Source organism: Azospira sp. APE16 (assembly GCF_047901315.1).
Lineage (GTDB): Bacteria > Pseudomonadota > Gammaproteobacteria > Burkholderiales > Rhodocyclaceae > Azospira > Azospira oryzae.
This window is the reverse complement of sequence record NZ_CP179682.1, coordinates 2556045-2573323: the sequence shown is the minus strand read 5'-3', so window position 1 is coordinate 2573323 and position 17279 is coordinate 2556045. Positions and strand designations below refer to the sequence as shown.

The following is a 17279-nucleotide window of genomic DNA, read 5'->3' as shown; positions in this document are numbered from 1 at the left end:
GCCCGTCCATGCCCATGAACGCCGCCCGCTTCCCCCTGCTCAACGACTACCAGCGGGACTTCCCCTTGGTCTCCCGGCCCTTTGCCGCCATCGGTGCGGCCCAAGGGCTGAGCGAGGCGGAGGTGCTGGAGCAATACCGTCACTGGCAGCAGCAGGGCATGGTGAACCGCATCGGTGCCGTCTTCGCCCCGCGCCGGGTCGGCGCCAGCACCCTGGCCGCCCTGCAGGCGCCGCCGGAGCGGCTGGAATGGGTGGCCGGCCGGGTCAGCGCCCATCCCGAGGTTAATCACAACTACGCCCGGGAGCACGCCTACAACCTGTGGTTCGTCGCCACCGCGCCGGACGCCCTGCGTCTGCATGCGGTGCTGGCGGCCATCGAGGCCGAGACCGGCTGCCCCGTCATTTCCCTGCCCCTGGTGGAAGAGTTCCACATCGACCTGGGTTTCGACCTGGCCGGCGGCGGCGCCCGGCGCCAGCCGGTGGCGGCGGTGCCCTCCCTGGAGCAGCCCATCGAACTGACCCGGGAAGAGCAGGGGCTGATGCCGGTGCTGCAGGAGGGCCTGCCCCTGGAGCCCCAGCCTTTCCGCGCCCTGGCCTACCGGGCCGGCCTGGAGGAAGGGCGTCTGCTGGAACTGCTCGGCCAGTGGCTGGAGCGGGGCATCCTCAAGCGCTTCGGCGTGGTGGTGCGGCACCATGAGCTGGGCTACACCGCCAACGCCATGTGCGTCTGGGCCGTGCCGGAAGGGGAGGTGAGTGCCCTGGGCGAGAGCCTCGCCGCCGAGCCCGGCGTCACCCTCTGCTACCGCCGCCGCCCCATGGCGCCCCACTGGCCCTACAACCTGTTCTGCATGATCCACGGCAAGGCCCGGGAGGAAGTGGTGGAACTGCGCCGCGGCCTGGGCGAACGCCTGGGGCTGGACGCCTTCCCCAACGAGCTGCTCTTTTCCACCCGGCGCTACAAGCAGACCGGCGCCCGCTATGCACCCCAGGCACCCCGGGCTGATGCCGATACCCATAGGCAGGCCGCCCATGGCTGATACAGCGGAGAAGACGAAACCCTCCCGCCGCGCCGCCCTGGCGCCGGCCCGGGAGCCGGATGAACTGGATCGGCGCATCATCAACGCCCTCCAGGGCGACTTCCCCCTGAGCCCGGAGCCCTATGCCGAGGCTGCAACCAAGCTGGGCATCAGCGAGGCCGAGCTGCTGGCCCGGCTGCAGTCCCTGCTGGACGACCGCATCCTCACCCGCTTCGGCCCCATGTTCCAGATCGAGCGCCTGGGCGGCGCCTTCTGCCTGGCCGCCATGGCTGTGCCCGACGCCGAATTCGAGCGGGTGGCGGAACAGGTCAATGCCTTGCCCCAGGTGGCCCACAACTACGCCCGGGAGCACGCCTTCAACATGTGGTTCGTGCTGGCGACGGAAACGCCTGAGGGCATCGACGCCGCCGTGCAGGCCATCGAGGCCGCCACCGGCTACCCGGTCTATCCCTTCCCGAAAGAGAAGGAATACTTCGTCGAAATGAAGCTGCAGGCATGAACGCCGCAACCGTCGATCTCAGCATTTCCCAACCCGTCGTGGCGCTTTGGCTCACGCTGCAGGCCCATTCCGCCCGGGCGGCCCGTGCTGTCCGGGGGCAATGCCGGTATGCCGTTCCGTCGGGGACGGGTATGGCGTCTGCAAGCTGTCTGCCAGGAAACCGTTGATGGACGCCACTTTCCCCATGGATGACCTGGATCGCCGCATCGTGCTTGCCACCCAGGCCGGCCTGCCCCTGGTGCCGCGTCCCTACCTGGTCCTGGCGGAGCAGCTGGGCGTGGCCGAAACCGAGATACGGCAGCGACTGGCCCGCCTGCTGGCAGCGGGCGCCATCCGCCGCATCGGCGCCGTGCCCAACCACTACGCCATCGGCTACACCGCCAACGGCATGAGCGTTTGGCAGATCGACCCGGCGGTGATCGACGCCGTCGGCAAGCGGGTCGGCGGGCTGCAATCGGTCACCCACTGCTATCGCCGACCGGACCATCCGCCGGCCTGGCCCTACAACCTCTTCGCCATGGTCCACGGCAAGAGCCGGGCGGAAGTCGAAGCCGAAGTCGGGCGCATCGCCACCCTGATCCAGGCCGAGTTCCCCGGCGCCCTGGGTGCCCGGGACATCCTCTTTTCCACCCGCATCCTGAAAAAAACCGGCTTGCGGTTGGGCGAGTGATTGCCTGGGTCTTGCGGGTGCTGCTTTACGGGGGAGTTTCAGTAGCTGCTGTACCAACGCTCTCGGAAAGAGACAACAGGCGTTGCCTGAGGCGAGGAAGCTACATTTTGGGAATTGGAAATAACGATGGGGACCGAAGTCCCCACCGGCTTTTCTTTGGTAACAAGGCTCAAGCAGCCTCGGCAAAAGCCTTAAGCGGCGATTGCGAAACGCTCATCGTTGGCGTTTGGAGATTTGCTTCATTAACGTCGATCGCCTGACGAGTTGCCTGCGCACCTTTGCCCGCCCTGTCGAAGCCAGTACACCCCCACCTAAGAACTCTCCGAAACTCTTAGGTGGAGGTGGCGGGAATCGAACCCGCGTCCAGAACGCCTCCAGATTGCCGGAATTACAACCATGACCAGCATTATGGGGGCTGCCCCCCGGAACTTCAAGGGGCGGTGGTCTGATATCTGCCGTAATCCTGGCGCGGCGAGGCGACTGGCTTTCAGCGGGCCGGGCCGAGCAGGGGCGATACTTCGTCGGGGTGGTCGATCAGGTGGTCGGCGCCCCAGGTCTCCGGCGGGTGTTCCGTGCCCAGATAGCCCCAGCGGACGCCGATGGTCATCATGGCGCAGGCGTTGCCGGCCTGAATGTCCCGCAGGTCGTCGCCCAGGTAGCAGCAGTCCTGGGTGGGCAGACCCAGCAATTGGGCTGCCAGCAGCAAGGGATCAGGTGCCGGCTTTGGGTTGGGGGTCGAGTCGCCGCAGACAATGCAGGCGCAGCGGTGAGCCAGATCCATCTGTTGCAGCAGCGGATGGGTCAGGCGCTCACTCTTGTTGGTGACCACGCCCCAGGGAATGCGGCGTTGTTCCAGCTGTGCGAGCAGCTCGGCCATGCCCGGGAACAGTGTCGTATGGTGGCAGAGCCGCTCTTCATAGTGCTGGATGAAGCGGCGGTAAAGTTCGGCGTAGCTGTCATCCTGGGGGGTAACGCCCATGCCGACCCGCAGCAGGCCCCTGCCTCCCTGGGAGGTGTGGGGGCGCAGGGTGTCCAGGGGAAGGGGCGGTAGGTTGTAGTCCTGGCGTACCCGGTTGAGCGCGGCTCCCAGGTCGGGAGCCGTGTCCGCCAGGGTGCCGTCCAGGTCGAACAGTACCGCTTCAGGCATTGCGCACGGTGCGCAGCAGGTAGTTCACCGAAGTGTCCTGCCCCAGGCTGTAGCGCTGGGTGAAGGGGTTGTAGGTCATGCCGATGATTTCGGCCACTTCCAGGTCTGCTGCCTTGCAATGACGTGCCAGTTCGGATGGCTTGATGAATTTGGCGTAGTCGTGGGTGCCCTTGGGCAGCATCTGCAGGAGATACTCGGCGCCAATGACAGCGAGCAGGTAGGACTTGGGATTGCGATTGAGGGTGGACAGGAAGACCTGGCCGCCCGGCTTGACCAGCTTGGCGCAGGCCGCCACCGTGCTGGCGGGGTCCGGCACGTGCTCCAGCATTTCCAGGCAGGTGACCATGTCGAAACTGCCCGGCATTTCGGCTGCCAGGGACTCGGCGGAAATGTGACGGTAGTCCACGCTGTGGCCGCTTTCCAGCAGGTGCAGGCGGGCGACGCCGAGGGCCTTTTCCGAAAGGTCGATGCCGGTCACCTGGGCACCCCTTTCGGCCATGCCTTCGCTGAGCAGACCGCCGCCGCACCCCACGTCCAGCACTTTCTTGCCGGCCAGCCCCGCATTGGCGTCGATCCAGTCGAGACGCAGGGGGTTGATGTCGTGGAGCGGCTTGAACTCGCTCTTGGGGTCCCACCAGCGGTGGGCCAGGTCACTGAATTTCTGCAGTTCGTTGGGATCGGCGTTAATCATGGCTGAAATATGGCAAGGGAGAGGCTAGGAAAGAAAAAAGCCCTGCGAATGCAGGGCTTTTTACAGGAACGGCGCAGGATTACTTGGTGCCGATCACTTCGATTTCAACGCGACGGTCAGGCTGCAGGCACTCGATCAGGGCCTTGGTCTTCTTTTCGCTCTTGCCGCACTTGCCGGCGGTCACGGGCTGCTTTTCGCCCTTGCCTTCGGTGTAGACGCGGTTGGCTTCGATGCCCTTGCTCACCAGGTATTCCTTGACGGCGGCAGCGCGACGCTCGGACAGCTTCTGGTTGTAAGCATCCTTGCCGATGCGGTCAGCGTGACCCACGGCGATGATCACTTCCAGGTTGATTTCCTTGGCCTTGGTCACCAGCTCGTCCAGCTTGGACTTGCCTTCGGCGCGCAGCACGGCCTTGTCGAAGTCGAACAGGGCGTCGGCGGACAGGGTGATCTTGGCGCCGACGGGCTTGACGCCACCGGCGTCCTTGGCAGCGGCACCGGCCTTCACCAGATCGCCATCACACTCGGCGATGGCAGCGGCGGGGGTCCAGTAGCCGGTGCGCCAGCAGAGGCCGAAACCGCTGCGGGCAACTTCGTTACGGGTATCGGTCAGGTAGGCACCCTTGTCGGTGGTTTGGGCTTGGGCCATGGTGGCGCCCAGGCTCAGGCCGGCGGCAAGCAGAACCAGCAGGGACTTTTTGGCGAATTTGTTGGTCATCTCTCTTTTACCTCGTGTTCGTGAAAGGCAGCTGAATCAGCAACGGCGCAACCCCTTATTTTTGCGTGGGTTCGGCCCGAGACTAATCTCGGATTTTATTCTGCCATACTTTGGCAAGGCTGATCAAATCATTTTTCCCGATTCCGCACAGGGAGCCGTTCTCCACCCTTAATTGCCCTGCAACCCAGACGTGGGAGACATGCTCCCTCCCGGCCGCATATACGGCGTGGGATGCGGGGTCGTAGCAGGGGGAAAGTTCGGGGGATGAAAGGTCGATGGCGCAGAGGTCGGCAGCTTTGCCAGACTCAATTGTACCTATTTTGTCTTCCATGCCCAGCGCCCGGGCACCGGCAAGGGTGGCAGCCTGCAGGGCTTGGTGGGCGCCCAGGGCCTGTGCGTTGCTGCTGGCGCCCTTGGCCAGCAGGGCGGCCAGGCGCATTTCGGCCAGGAGGTCGAGGCGGTTGTTGCTGGCGGCGCCGTCGGTGCCGATGCCGACATTGACGCCGGCTTGCAGCAGTTCGGCAACAGGGGTGATGCCGCTGGCCAGCTTGAGGTTGGAGGCCGGGCAGTGGGCAACGGAGCAGCCGTGGGTGGCCAGCAGGGCAATTTCTGCCGCTTGCAGGTGGACGGCGTGAACGGCAATCAGGCCGGGGCCCACCAGGCCCAGGCGGCGCAGGCGTTCCAGGGGACGTACGCCGTATTGCTTCAGGCTTTCCTCGATTTCAGTCGTGGTTTCGTGCAGGTGCAGGTGGATCGGAATGTCCAGCTGTTCTGCCAGGGGCAGGATGCGCTCGAAAGTCTGGTCGGAGACCGTATACGGCGCATGGGGGGCCAGGCAGAAGGAGAGGAGGGGTTCGTTGCGCAGGTCGTCCCGGGCGGCCAGGCCTTTTTCCAGGTAGTCCTCGGCGCCGCTGGCGTAGGCGTTGGGAAAGTCCAGCACCACCAGGCCCAGGGCAGCCCGCATCCCCATCTGCTGGGCGGCGGCGGCCGCTTCCCGGGGGAAAAAGTACATGTCGTTGAAACAGGTGATGCCGCCCCGCAGCATTTCGGCTGCCGCCAGCAGAGTGCCGTCGCGGACGAACTCCCGGGAGACGAAACGTCCCTCTGCCGGCCAGATGTGCTCCTGTAGCCAGGTCATCAGGGGCAGGTCGTCGGCCAGGCCGCGCAGCAGGCTCATGGCTGCGTGGGTGTGCAGATTGACCAGGCCGGGAATCAGCAGCTGTTCGCCCAGATGTACCGTCTTGCGCGAAGTGAAGCGTTCCCGGGCCTCCGCCTGGGGCAGCACGGCGACGATGTTGCCTCCGCTGACGGCGACGGCATGGTTTTCCAGGGTGACGCCGAAGGGCCTGACCGGAATGATCCAGCGCGCCTCGATCAGGAGGTCGATGTTGTCGGCGGGAGTGGGGGAGGAGGTCATCGGGTGTGGGGTGGTGAGTGAACAAAAAAAGCCCCGCCGTATGGGGCGGGGCGTCTGTCTGCAACTGCTGTTACTTGGCGCTGCCCTTGACCTCGACCACCACGCGGCGGCTGGGGGCCAGGCAGGCGATCAGCTTCTGCCGGGGCAGGGAGTCATCACATTTGACGCCCTGGGCCGGCTGGGTCTTGCCGGCACCCATGGTGTCCACCGTGTCGGCCGGCACGCCCTTCTTCAGCAGATAGGCCTTAACTGCATCGGCGCGCTTTTCGGACAGCTTCTGGTTGTATGCCTGGGAGCCCAGGCGGTCCGTGTGGCCGGTGATCATGATCATGGAGACGGAAGCGCAGGAGCCCAGCTTGCCCAGCACGTCGCTGTCCAGGCGTTTCTGGGCGGCGCCGGTAAGGGCGGCCTTGTTGAAGGTGAAGAGCTCGTCGCTCTGCAGGGTGACGGTGAAGTCGCACTTCTTGGCGGCTGCGGCGGCGGCCGGTGCGGCGGCGGCGGGGGCTGCCTTGGTCAGGTCTGGATCGCATTCGGCCAGGGCAGCCGCCGGGGTCCAGGCGCTGGTCCGCCAGCACAGGCCGAAGCCGCTCTTGGCCACCACATTGCGGGTGTCGGTGAGATAGGCGGCGGTTGGCGTCTGGGCCAGGGCCGGGGCGGCACAGGCGAAGGCGCCCAGGGCGGCGATGATGGTGGTCAGGTTCTGCTTTTTCAAGATTTGTCCCTCCTCGTGGGTGGTGTCTCAGGTGTGGCCTTAGGGGGCCTTTCTTTGCCTACCATTGCACATACGGCAATGTATGGGCGATTTAACCAAAGATTTTCGGGGGATACAACCGATTCCGGCGGAGCGGGAAGGGATTCCGCCGGGATATCCCCGGCCGTGGGGGAGTTCTGACGGCGGGGAGGTCGGCGTGCTAGAATCTCCCCCTTCATTTCCACCGGAAATCCTCCCAGAGCCGCTCCGGCGGCCGCCCGAGACCTATGGATCAATTCGCCAAAGAAACCCTGCCAATCAGCCTCGAAGAGGAAATGCGCCGTTCCTACCTGGATTACGCCATGAGCGTGATCGTCGGCCGGGCGCTGCCGGATGTGCGGGACGGCCTCAAGCCCGTGCATCGCCGGGTCCTGTTTGCCATGCATGAACTGGGCAACGACTGGAACAAGGCCTACAAGAAGTCCGCCCGTATCGTCGGCGACGTCATTGGTAAGTACCACCCCCACGGCGATACGGCGGTGTACGACACCATCGTGCGCATGGCCCAGGACTTTTCCCTGCGCTACATGCTGGTGGACGGCCAGGGCAACTTCGGTTCGGTGGACGGCGACAACGCTGCTGCCATGCGATACACGGAAGTGCGCATGGCCCGCATCGGGCATCAGCTGCTGGAAGACATCGACAAGGAAACCGTCGACTTCGGCCCCAACTACGACGGCTCCGAGCAGGAGCCCCTGATCCTGCCGGCCCGCATCCCCAACCTGCTGATCAACGGCTCCTCCGGCATCGCCGTGGGTATGGCCACCAACATCCCGCCCCACAACCTGGGCGAGGTGGTGGCCGCCTGTCTGGCCCTGCTGCAGAACCCGAACCTGACCATCGACGAGCTGATCGACATCATTCCGGCCCCCGACTTCCCCACCGCCGGCATCATCTACGGCGTTGCCGGGGTGCGCGAGGGCTACCGTACCGGCCGTGGGCGGGTGGTGATGCGGGCCAAGACCCACGTGGAAGACCTGGACAAGGGCAACCGCCAGGCACTGATCATCGACGAGCTGCCCTACCAGGTTAACAAGCGCACCCTGCTGGAAAAGATCGGCGAGCTGGTCAACGAAAAGCGCATCGAAGGCATCTCCGACCTGCGGGACGAGTCCGACAAGTCCGGCATGCGGGTGGTGATCGAACTGAAGCGGGGCGAGATGCCCGAAGTGGTCCTGAACAACCTGTTCAAGATGACCCAGCTGCAGGACACCTTCGGCATGAACATGGTGGCCCTGGTGGATGGCCAGCCGCGCCTGCTCAACCTGAAGCAGATGCTGGAGTGCTTCCTCGCCCACCGCCGCGAAGTGCTCAACCGACGCACCGTCTTCGAACTGCGCAAGGCCCGGGAAAAGGCCCACACCCAGGAAGGCCTAGCCGTGGCCCTGGACAACGTGGACGAAATCATCGCCCTGATCAAGGCCGCGCCCACTCCGGCCGATGCCCGCCGCGAGCTGATGGCCCGCATGTGGGTTTCCGCCACCGTTACCGAAATGCTGGCCCGGGCCAGCCTGGATGCCACCCGTCCCGAAGGCATTGCGCTCGAGTACGGCCTCTCCGCCCAGGGCTACCGCCTCACCGAAGTCCAGGCCCAGGCCATCCTGGAACTGCGTCTGCAGCGCCTGACCGGCCTGGAACGGGACAAGATCGTCGCCGACTACAAGGAACTGCTGGAAAAGATCGCCGACCTGATGGACATCCTGGCCCGCCCCGAGCGCGTCACCGAGATCATCGGCGAGGAACTGGCCGCCATCCGCGACCAGTTCGGCGACGACCGTCGCTCCGAGATCGTGGCCTACGCCCAGGACCTGGGCATCGAAGACCTGATCACGCCCCAGGACATGGTGGTGACCCTGTCCCACACCGGCTACATCAAGTCCCAGCCCCTGGCCGACTACCGGGCCCAGCGCCGCGGCGGCCGCGGCAAGCAGGCGGCGGCCATGAAGGATGACGACTTCGTCGATCACCTCTTCGTCGCCAACACCCACGACTACATCCTCTGCTTCTCCAACCGGGGCCGCTGCTACTGGCTCAAGGTCTATGAAGTGCCCCAGGGCAGCCGCATCAGCCGGGGCAAGCCCATCATCAACATGTTCCCCATGGAAGAGGGCGAGCAGATCAACGCCATCCTGCCGGTGAAGGAATTCTCCGACGACAAGTACGTCTTCATGTGCACCGTCCAGGGCACCGTGAAGAAGACTTCCCTGGCCAACTTCTCCAATCCCCGCAAGGCCGGCATCATCGCCGTCGATCTGGACGAGGGCGACTACCTGATCGGTGCCGACCTGACTACCGGCCAGAGCGACATCGTGCTGGTCTCCGATGGCGGCAAGGCTGTCTGGTTCGGCGAGGACCAGGTGCGCCCCATGGGCCGCCAGTCCCGCGGCGTGCGCGGCATGATGCTGCAGGAAGGTCAGAGCGTCATTTCCCTGCTGGTGGCCGAAAGCGAAGAGGAAACCGTGCTGGTGGCCACCGAGAACGGCTACGGCAAGCGCACCCGCCTGGGCGACTTCCGTCGTTCCAGCCGCGGCACCCAGGGCGTCATGGCCATTGCCGCCAGCGAGCGTAACGGCAAGATCGTCGCTGCCAAGCTGGTGACCGATGCGGACGAGGTCATGCTCATCACCACCGGCGGCGTGCTGATTCGCACCCGGGTGGCCGAGATCCGCGAACTGGGTCGTGCCACCCAGGGCGTCACCCTGATTTCCCTGGATGCGGGCGAGAAGTTGTCCGGCCTGGAAAAGGTGGCGGAAAGCGAAGGCGATACCGATGCCGAGGCCGGCGACGAACTGGCGGACGGCGAAATGCTTGAAGGCGGCGAGGACAGCGCTGCCAGCGAGGAAGCGTAATGCGTTTGTGGAATTTCAGTGCCGGCCCGGCGGCTTTGCCCGCCGAGGTGCTGGAGCAGGTTCAGGACGAAATGCTGGACTGGCAGGGCGCTGGTTGCGGCGTCATGGAAATGAGCCACCGGGGCAAAGAATTCACGTCCATCGCCCAGCGGGCCGAAGCCGATCTGCGGGAGCTGATGGGCATCCCGGCCAACTACAAGGTGCTGTTCCTGCAGGGCGGCGCCACCCAGCAGTTCGCCCAGGTTCCCCTCAACCTGCTGGCCGGCGTCCAGGACAAGCAGCCGGCCGACTACATCGTTACCGGCTCCTGGTCCAAGAAGGCCTTCAAGGAAACCCAGCGGGTCTGCGGTGAAACCGCCGCCCGCTGCATCGCCAGCACGGAAGACAAGGCTGCCGTGGCCGACGGTTTCACCCGTCTGCCGGCCTCTGCCGAATTGCAGGTCAACGCTGATGCGGCCTACCTGCACCTGTGCACCAACGAAACCATCCACGGCGTCGAGTTGCTGGACGAGGCTGCCTTCCTGGCCGGCGTTCCCACCGGGGTGCCGGTGGTGGCGGACATGTCCTCCCACATCCTCTCCCGGCCCATGGACGTTTCCCGCTACGGCCTCATCTATGCCGGTGCCCAGAAGAACATCGGCCCTTCCGGCCTGACCCTGGTGATCGTGCGCGAGGACCTGCTGGGCAAGGCCCCGGCCAGTCTGCCGACGGTCCTGGACTACGCGGTCATGGCCGAGAACGCCTCCATGCTCAACACCCCGCCCACCTTCGCCATCTACGTGGCCGGGCTGGTGTTCCAGTGGCTGAAGCGCATCGGCGGCATCAACGAGATGGCCCGCATCAACGCCGAGAAAGCCCGCCTGCTTTACGCCGCCATCGACGGCAGCGACGGCTTCTACCGCAATCCGGTGGACCCGGCCTGCCGTTCCCAGATGAACGTGCCCTTCACCCTGCGGGATGCCGCCCTCGATGCGGAGTTCCTTGCAGGCGCCAAGGAAGCTGGCCTGCTGGCCCTGAAGGGGCACAAGTCCGTTGGCGGCATGCGCGCCTCCATCTACAACGCCATGCCGCTGGACGGGGTTCGCGCCCTGGTGGCGTACATGGATGCTTTCGCCAAGTCCCGGGCCTGAACCATGAGCGACCGCCAGAATAGCGACAACGGCAAGGACTCCCTGCTGGCCGAGCTGTCCGTGGTGCGCACGGACATCGACGCCATCGACGCCCAGCTGCTCGACCTGCTCAACCGCCGTGCCCGCTGCGCCCAGCAGGTGGGCGAGATCAAGGCCCGTCACGGCGACGCCGGCTTCATCTACCGCCCGGAGCGGGAGGCCCAGGTGCTGCGCCGCATCCAGGACATGAACCAGGGGCCCCTTTCCAGCGAAAGCGTCACCTGGTTCTTCCGCGAGGTCATGTCGGCCTGCCTGTCCCTGGAGCAGCCCCTCGGCATCGCCTTCCTCGGGCCCCTGGGCACCTTCTCGGAAAGCGCATCCACCAAGCATTTCGGCCATGCCGCCCGGCTCCTGCCCCAGGCCTCCATCGACGACGTTTTCCGCGAAGTGGAAGCCGGCCATGCCAACTACGGCGTGGCGCCGGTGGAAAATTCCACCGAAGGCGCCGTCGGCCGCACCCTGGACCTGCTGCTCGGCACTTCCCTGAAAATCTGCGGCGAGGTGGTGCTGCGTATTCACCAGCACCTGCTGACCAAGGCCCCGTCCCTGGACCGGGTGACCAAGGTTTACTCCCACGCCCAGTCCCTGGCCCAGTGCCATGAGTGGCTGAACCGCCACCTGCCCAACGTGCCCCGCATCTCCGTCGGCAGCAATGCCCAGGCGGCCCAGATGGCGGCCCAGGAAGAGGGCACCGCGGCCATCGCCGGCGAGGCGGCGGCGGATCGCTACGACCTGCCCCGGCTGGCCGAGAGCATCGAGGACGAGCCCAACAACACCACCCGCTTCGTGGTGCTGGGCCGCCACGACGCCGGCCCCTCCACGGCGGGCAAGGACAAGACCTCCCTGATCATGTCCATTCCCAACAATACGGGGGCCCTGCATACCCTGCTGGTGCCCTTCGCCGACGCGGGTGTCTCCCTGACCCGCCTGGAATCCCGGCCGGCGCGCCACACCCTGTGGGAATACGTGTTCTTCGTCGATGTGGACGGCCACCGGGACGAACCCCGGGTCAAGGCGGCCCTGGACGAACTGGCCCGGCGTGCGGCCTACCTGAAGGTGCTCGGGTCCTACCCGGTCGCCGTCTATTGATTCCTTCCTCCCCGGCGTTCCGTGGATTCTTTTGTGCAAGCTCTCTAGGCGCGCGTCATGGCCGAGTTCAACAAGGTAGTCATTTTCGGTGTGGGCCTCATTGGCGGTTCCTTCGCCCTGGGCCTGCGGGCGGCCGGCGCGGTGGAGGAGGTGGTGGGCTTTGGGCGCAGCCCCAAGTCCCTGCAGCAGGCCCTGGACCTGGGCGTGATCGACCGGGCCGGCATCAACCCGGCCCATGAACTGTCCGACGCCGACCTGGTGCTGTTGGCCACGCCGGTGGGCCAGATGCCCGAGATCATGGCCCGCATCGTGCCCTATCTGGGGCCGGAGACGGTGGTCACCGACGGCGGCTCCACCAAGGGCGACGTGGTGGCTGCGGCCCGGGCCGCCTTTGGCGAGCGCATCGGCCAGTTCGTGCCGGCCCATCCCATCGCCGGGGCCGAAAATTCCGGTGCCGCGGCTGCCCGGGCCGATCTTTACCGGGAACGCAAGGTGGTGCTGACGCCCCTGCCGGAGAATTCCGTGCTCAACGTGGCCAAGGTCCGTTCCGCCTGGGAGTGGTGCGGCGCCCAGATCTACGAACTGACGCCGGCCGAGCACGACCGGGTCTTCGCCGCCGTTTCCCATCTGCCCCATCTGCTCTCCTTCGCCCTGGTGCATGATCTGGCGGTACGGGAAAACAAGGAACTGTTCTTCACCTTTGCCGCCAGCGGCTTCCGCGATTTCACCCGCATCGCCGCCAGCCACCCGGAAATGTGGCGGGACATCTGCCTGGCCAACAAGGACGCCCTGCTGCTGGAACTGGACAGCTACCGGGCCCAGCTCGACGAGTTGCACCAAGCCCTGGCTGCCGGCGACGGCCGCCGTCTGGAAGAAATTTTCGATACCGCCCGCACGGCCCGTCGCGACTGGGCCGAAGGCAAGCGCTAACCCCCGGCTGGCGGGCTTCTCCGCCGGCCCCTCAAGGCTGTTGTGACCATGGAATTCCTCGACCTCGCTCCCTTCGTTTCCGCCGGCGGCGCCGTCCGTCTGCCCGGCTCCAAGAGCATTTCCAACCGGGTGCTGCTGCTGGCCGCCCTGGCCGAAGGCGTTACCGAGGTGCGGGACCTGCTCCATTCCGACGATACGGAACGCATGCTGGAGGCGCTGCAGCAGCTGGGTGTGGGCGTGGAGTCCCTGGGCGGCGAGGCCTACCGGATCAGCGGCGTCGGCGGTCCCTTCCCGGCGAAGGAGGCCGAGCTGTTCCTTGGCAATGCGGGCACCGCCTTCCGTCCCCTCACCGCCGCCCTGGCCTTGGCCGGTGGCCACTATGTGCTGAAGGGCGTGGCCCGCATGCATGAGCGGCCCATTGGTGACCTGGTGGACGGTCTGCGCCAGCTGGGGGCCGAGGTGCGTTACCTGGGCAATGACGGCTTCCCGCCCCTGGAAATTTTCCCGGCAAGCATCCGCGCCGGCGGTGTGCTCCAGGTCCGCGGCGACGTATCCAGCCAGTTTTTGACTGCCCTGCTCATGGCGCTGCCCCTGACCGGCGTCGAAACCCGGGTGGAGGTGGTGGGCGAGCTCATTTCCAAGCCCTATATCGAAATCACCCTGGCTACCATGGCCCGCTTCGGTGTGGAGGTCCAACGTGAAGGCTGGCAGGCCTTTGTCGTGCCGGCCGGGGTGAGCTACGTCTCTCCCGGCACGGTCTATGTGGAAGGGGATGCCTCTTCCGCCTCCTATTTCCTGGCAGCCGGCGCCATCGGCGGCGGCCCCCTGCGGGTCGAAGGCGTGGGCAGGGACTCCATCCAGGGCGACGTGCGTTTCGCCGAAGCCCTGGCCCTCATGGGCGCCCGCATCGAGATGGGGCCCAACTGGATCGAAGCCCGGGCTCCTGCCAGCGGCAAGCTCCAGGCCATCGACCTGGACTGCAACCATATTCCCGATGCGGCCATGACCCTGGCCACCGCCGCCCTCTTTGCCGAAGGCACCACCGTGCTGCGCAACATCGCCAGCTGGCGGGTCAAGGAGACCGACCGCATCGCCGCCATGGCCGCCGAACTGCAGAAGCTGGGGGCCATCGTCGAAGAGGGGCCGGACTACCTCAAGGTGACGCCGGTGCCGGCCCTGAAACCGGCTGCCATCGACACCTACGACGACCATCGTATGGCCATGTGCTTCTCCCTGGCCGCCTTTGCCACGCCCCTGCGCATCAACGATCCCAAGTGTGTGGCCAAGACCTTCCCCGATTATTTCGAGCGTCTGGCCACGGTCACCCGCAGCGTGCCGGTGATCGCCATCGACGGTCCCTCCGCCTCCGGCAAGGGTACGGTGGCGGCCCGGGTGGCGGCGGCCCTGGGCTTCGGCTATCTGGATTCGGGCGCCCTCTACCGCCTCACGGCCCTGGCCGCCCAGCGGGCCGGGGTGGACTGGGATGACGAAGCCGGGGTGGCGGCAGTGGCCGCCGGCCTGGAAGTGGTCTTCGGCGAAGGCTCCATTCTTCTCGCCGGTGAAGAGGTGGAAGGAGCCATCCGCACCGAGGAAATTTCCCAGGGTGCCTCCAAAGTGGCCGCCCTGCCTGCGGTGCGGGCCGCCCTGCTGTTCCGCCAGCGGGTCTTCCGCTGCGGTGCCGGCCTGGTGGGGGACGGTCGGGATATCGGTTCCGTGGTCTTCCCCGACTCCCGGCTCAAGGTCTTTCTCACCGCCTCTGCCGAGGTACGGGCGGAAAGGCGTTATAAGCAGTTGATCGGCAAAGGGTTCCCTGCTAACATGCAGGCCATTTTGCTGGATTTGCGTGAGCGCGACCGCCGCGATAGTGAGCGGAGCGTGGCGCCCTTGCAGCAGAATGAGGATGCCGTCCTGCTGGACACCTCGGGGCTTACCATCGACCAGGCGGTCGACCAGGTCCTCGACTGGTACGGTTCGGCATCCTGACTGGTGTCACCGTTCCACGCCTCTGCCTCGTCAGCCTGATCGGAAATTCCTTTCGCGTTCGGACTTCCTGGAAGAAGCGGGAACCTTTTTCCCGCATTTTTTCGCCCGCTGTCGGGCAGGGTGCCGGAAGGAAGGGGGAACGGTGGCGGTGTTCAACCTTTTCCCGCCAGCTTGTACAGGCGGTTAGGGTACCTTTTCCATGACTACTGCTTCCCCCATTTCCCAAGAATCCTTCGCTGCGCTATTCGAAGAGAGCCTGGCCCGCCAGGAGATGCGCTCCGGTGAAGTGATTACCGCCGAAGTCGTTCGCGTCGACCAGAACTTTGTCGTCGTCAACGCCGGCCTGAAGTCCGAATCCTATATCCCGGTCGAAGAATTCCTGAGCGACGCCGGCGAAGTCGAAGCCAAGATCGGCGACTTCGTGCAGGTCGCCATCGAACAGCTGGAAGACGGCTTCGGTGAAACCCGCCTCTCCCGCGACAAGGCCAAGCGCATCGCCGCCTGGAACGATCTGGAAAAGGCCCTGAACGAAGGTACCCTGGTTACCGGCGTCATCACCGGCAAGGTCAAGGGCGGTCTGACCGTCATGACCAACAGCGTCCGCTCCTTCCTGCCCGGCTCCCTGGTCGACATCCGCCCCGTTAAGGACACCACTCCTTACGAAGGCAAGACCATGGAATTCAAGGTCATCAAGCTGGATCGCAAGCGTAACAACGTGGTCGTTTCCCGCCGTGCCGTCCTGGAAGAAACCATGGGCGAAGAGCGCGAGAAGCTGCTGTCCACCCTGCAGGAAGGCGCTACCGTCAAGGGTATCGTCAAGAACATCACCGACTACGGCGCCTTCGTGGACCTGGGCGGCATCGACGGCCTGCTGCACATCACCGACCTGGCCTGGCGCCGTGTGCGTCACCCCAGCGAAGTGCTGGCCGTGGGCGACGAAGTCACCGCCAAGGTGCTGAAGTTCGACACCGAAAAGAACCGCGTGTCCCTGGGCCTGAAGCAGCTGGGCGAAGACCCGTGGGTGGGCATCTCCCGTCGTTACCCCTCCGGTACCCGCCTGTTCGGCAAGGTTACCAACCTGACCGACTACGGCGCCTTCGTTGAAATCGAACAGGGTATCGAAGGTCTGGTTCACGTCTCCGAAATGGACTGGACCAACAAGAACGTGCACCCCACCAAGGTTGTCCAGCTGGGCGACGAAGTGGAAGTCATGATCCTGGAAATCGACGAAGACCGTCGTCGTATCTCCCTGGGCATGAAGCAGTGCCTGGCCAATCCGTGGGAAGAGTTCGCCCAGAACCACAAGAAGGGCGACAAGGTCTCCGGCCAGATCAAGTCCATCACCGACTTCGGCGTGTTCATCGGCCTGCCCGGCAACATCGACGGCCTGGTGCACCTGTCCGACCTGTCTTGGAGCACCACCGGCGAAGAAGCTATCCGCAACTTCAAGAAGGGCGACGAAGTGCAGGCCGTGGTGCTGGCCATCGATACTGACAAGGAGCGCATCTCCCTGGGTATCAAGCAGCTCGAAGGCGACCCCTACACCAACTACATCGCCACCCACGAGAAGAACACCATCGTGCGCGCCGTGGTGAAGAGCGTTGATGCCAAGGGTGCCGTGCTGCAGCTGGAAGGCGACGTTGAAGGCTACCTGCGTGCTTCCGAGTACTCCCGTGACCGCGTGGAAGATCTGTCCCAGCTGGTCAAGGTCGGCGACGAACTCGAAGCCATGATCATCAACGTGGATCGCAAGTCCCGCAACGTGAATCTGTCCATCAAGGCCAAGGATCAGGCCGAGCAACACGAAGCCATGCAGAAGTTCGCTTCCGAAAGCTCCGCCGCTTCCGGCACCACCAACCTGGGTGCGCTGCTGAAGGCCAAGCTGAACGGCTCCAACCAGGGCTAAGAAATCCCCTTCCATGCCCCTCCCGGCTTCCCGGTGCTGCGCCGACAGGATCGGTACCGGGGATGGGTGGGGCTGGAGGGCTTCTTTCCCTCAATGGCTTTTTAAGGCTCAAGCATGACCAAATCCGAGCTGATCGCCCGCCTGGCCATGCGGTTTCCGCAACTGGTGGCGAAAGACGCTGATTTCGCGGTCAAGGAAATTCTCGATGCCATGACCGAGGCTCTGGCCCACGGTGACCGTATCGAGATTCGGGGGTTCGGCAGCTTCGCGCTGAACTACCGGCCGCCGCGAATGGGGCGTAACCCCAAGTCCGGGGATAAAGTCAGCGTTCCGGAAAAATACGTACCCCATTTCAAGGCAGGCAAGGAACTGCGCGAACGGGTGGACCTGGGGCTGCTGGCCTCTCTCTCCGCCTGACGCTGA

General features: G+C 65.1%; 15 protein-coding genes and 1 other RNA gene. 10 read left to right on the top strand and 6 right to left on the bottom strand.

Annotation, left to right across the window (positions count from 1 at the left end):
* The first annotated feature begins 8 nt into the window (after positions 1-8).
* The 3 genes from ACLSSQ_RS12355 (at position 9) to ACLSSQ_RS12345 (ending at position 2206) form a co-directional block, all read left to right on the top strand.
* Positions 9-1037: an Lrp/AsnC family transcriptional regulator gene (locus ACLSSQ_RS12355; RefSeq protein ID WP_014237002.1), complete on the top strand. Its 1029-nt coding sequence runs from the start codon at positions 9-11 to the stop codon at positions 1035-1037.
* A complete protein-coding gene (locus tag ACLSSQ_RS12350) occupies positions 1030-1536 on the top strand; it encodes an Lrp/AsnC family transcriptional regulator (RefSeq protein WP_014237003.1) in 507 nt (168 codons plus the stop codon). Before ACLSSQ_RS12355 ends, ACLSSQ_RS12350 begins: the two co-directional genes overlap by 8 nt.
* Before the next feature lie 166 nt (positions 1537-1702).
* On the top strand, positions 1703-2206 hold the full coding sequence (locus ACLSSQ_RS12345) for an AsnC family transcriptional regulator (protein WP_014237004.1): 504 nt from the start codon (positions 1703-1705) through the stop codon (positions 2204-2206).
* 121 nt (positions 2207-2327) lie between these two features.
* On the opposite strand, the gene ssrA is transcribed toward ACLSSQ_RS12345, so the two are convergent.
* From ssrA to ACLSSQ_RS12315, 6 genes are all read right to left on the bottom strand, one after another.
* Positions 2328-2654: a transfer-messenger RNA gene (gene ssrA, locus ACLSSQ_RS12340) on the bottom strand.
* A 39-nt stretch (positions 2655-2693) separates the two neighbouring features.
* Positions 2694-3353, bottom strand: a complete 660-nt coding sequence (locus ACLSSQ_RS12335) for an HAD family hydrolase (protein ID WP_014237005.1) — start codon at positions 3351-3353, stop codon at positions 2694-2696.
* Complete coding sequence (gene ubiG / locus ACLSSQ_RS12330) at positions 3346-4044, bottom strand: bifunctional 2-polyprenyl-6-hydroxyphenol methylase/3-demethylubiquinol 3-O-methyltransferase UbiG (protein WP_416242848.1); 699 nt, start codon at positions 4042-4044, stop codon at positions 3346-3348. The genes ACLSSQ_RS12335 and ubiG overlap by 8 nt, the downstream gene beginning before the upstream one ends.
* A gap of 79 nt (positions 4045-4123) precedes the next feature.
* The gene (gene ompA / locus ACLSSQ_RS12325) at positions 4124-4762 is read right to left on the bottom strand and encodes an outer membrane protein OmpA (protein ID WP_287874076.1); all 639 of its coding nucleotides are present in this window, start codon (positions 4760-4762) and stop codon (positions 4124-4126) included.
* Positions 4763-4844: 82 nt separating this feature from the next.
* Positions 4845-6179 (bottom strand): TRZ/ATZ family hydrolase, encoded by a 1335-nt coding sequence (locus tag ACLSSQ_RS12320; RefSeq protein ID WP_416242847.1) that lies wholly within the window; start codon positions 6177-6179, stop codon positions 4845-4847.
* A gap of 70 nt (positions 6180-6249) precedes the next feature.
* On the bottom strand, positions 6250-6891 hold the full coding sequence (locus ACLSSQ_RS12315; RefSeq protein ID WP_416242846.1) for an OmpA family protein: 642 nt from the start codon (positions 6889-6891) through the stop codon (positions 6250-6252).
* A 266-nt stretch (positions 6892-7157) separates the two neighbouring features.
* Here ACLSSQ_RS12315 and gyrA point away from each other — a divergent pair, with 266 nt between their 5' ends.
* The 7 genes from gyrA (at position 7158) to ACLSSQ_RS12280 (ending at position 17273) form a co-directional block, all read left to right on the top strand.
* Positions 7158-9779 (top strand): DNA gyrase subunit A, encoded by a 2622-nt coding sequence (gene gyrA / locus ACLSSQ_RS12310; protein ID WP_416242845.1) that lies wholly within the window; start codon positions 7158-7160, stop codon positions 9777-9779.
* A complete protein-coding gene (gene serC / locus ACLSSQ_RS12305; protein ID WP_416242844.1) occupies positions 9779-10909 on the top strand; it encodes a 3-phosphoserine/phosphohydroxythreonine transaminase in 1131 nt (376 codons plus the stop codon). Before gyrA ends, serC begins: the two co-directional genes overlap by 1 nt.
* A gap of 3 nt (positions 10910-10912) precedes the next feature.
* Positions 10913-12037, top strand: coding sequence for a prephenate dehydratase (gene pheA / locus ACLSSQ_RS12300; protein WP_416242843.1), 1125 nt, complete (start codon positions 10913-10915; stop codon positions 12035-12037).
* Positions 12038-12094: 57 nt separating this feature from the next.
* Entirely contained in the window at positions 12095-12967 is an 873-nt protein-coding gene (locus ACLSSQ_RS12295) for a prephenate dehydrogenase (protein WP_014237013.1), read from the top strand.
* A gap of 48 nt (positions 12968-13015) precedes the next feature.
* Positions 13016-14950 carry a bifunctional 3-phosphoshikimate 1-carboxyvinyltransferase/cytidylate kinase gene (locus ACLSSQ_RS12290; RefSeq protein WP_416242842.1) on the top strand — a complete coding sequence of 645 codons (1935 nt, stop codon included), beginning with the start codon at positions 13016-13018 and terminating at the stop codon, positions 14948-14950.
* A 199-nt stretch (positions 14951-15149) separates the two neighbouring features.
* Positions 15150-16856 (top strand): 30S ribosomal protein S1, encoded by a 1707-nt coding sequence (gene rpsA, locus ACLSSQ_RS12285; protein ID WP_014237015.1) that lies wholly within the window; start codon positions 15150-15152, stop codon positions 16854-16856.
* A gap of 114 nt (positions 16857-16970) precedes the next feature.
* Positions 16971-17273, top strand: coding sequence for an integration host factor subunit beta (locus tag ACLSSQ_RS12280; protein WP_014237016.1), 303 nt, complete (start codon positions 16971-16973; stop codon positions 17271-17273).
* The last annotated feature ends 6 nt before the right edge of the window (positions 17274-17279 follow it).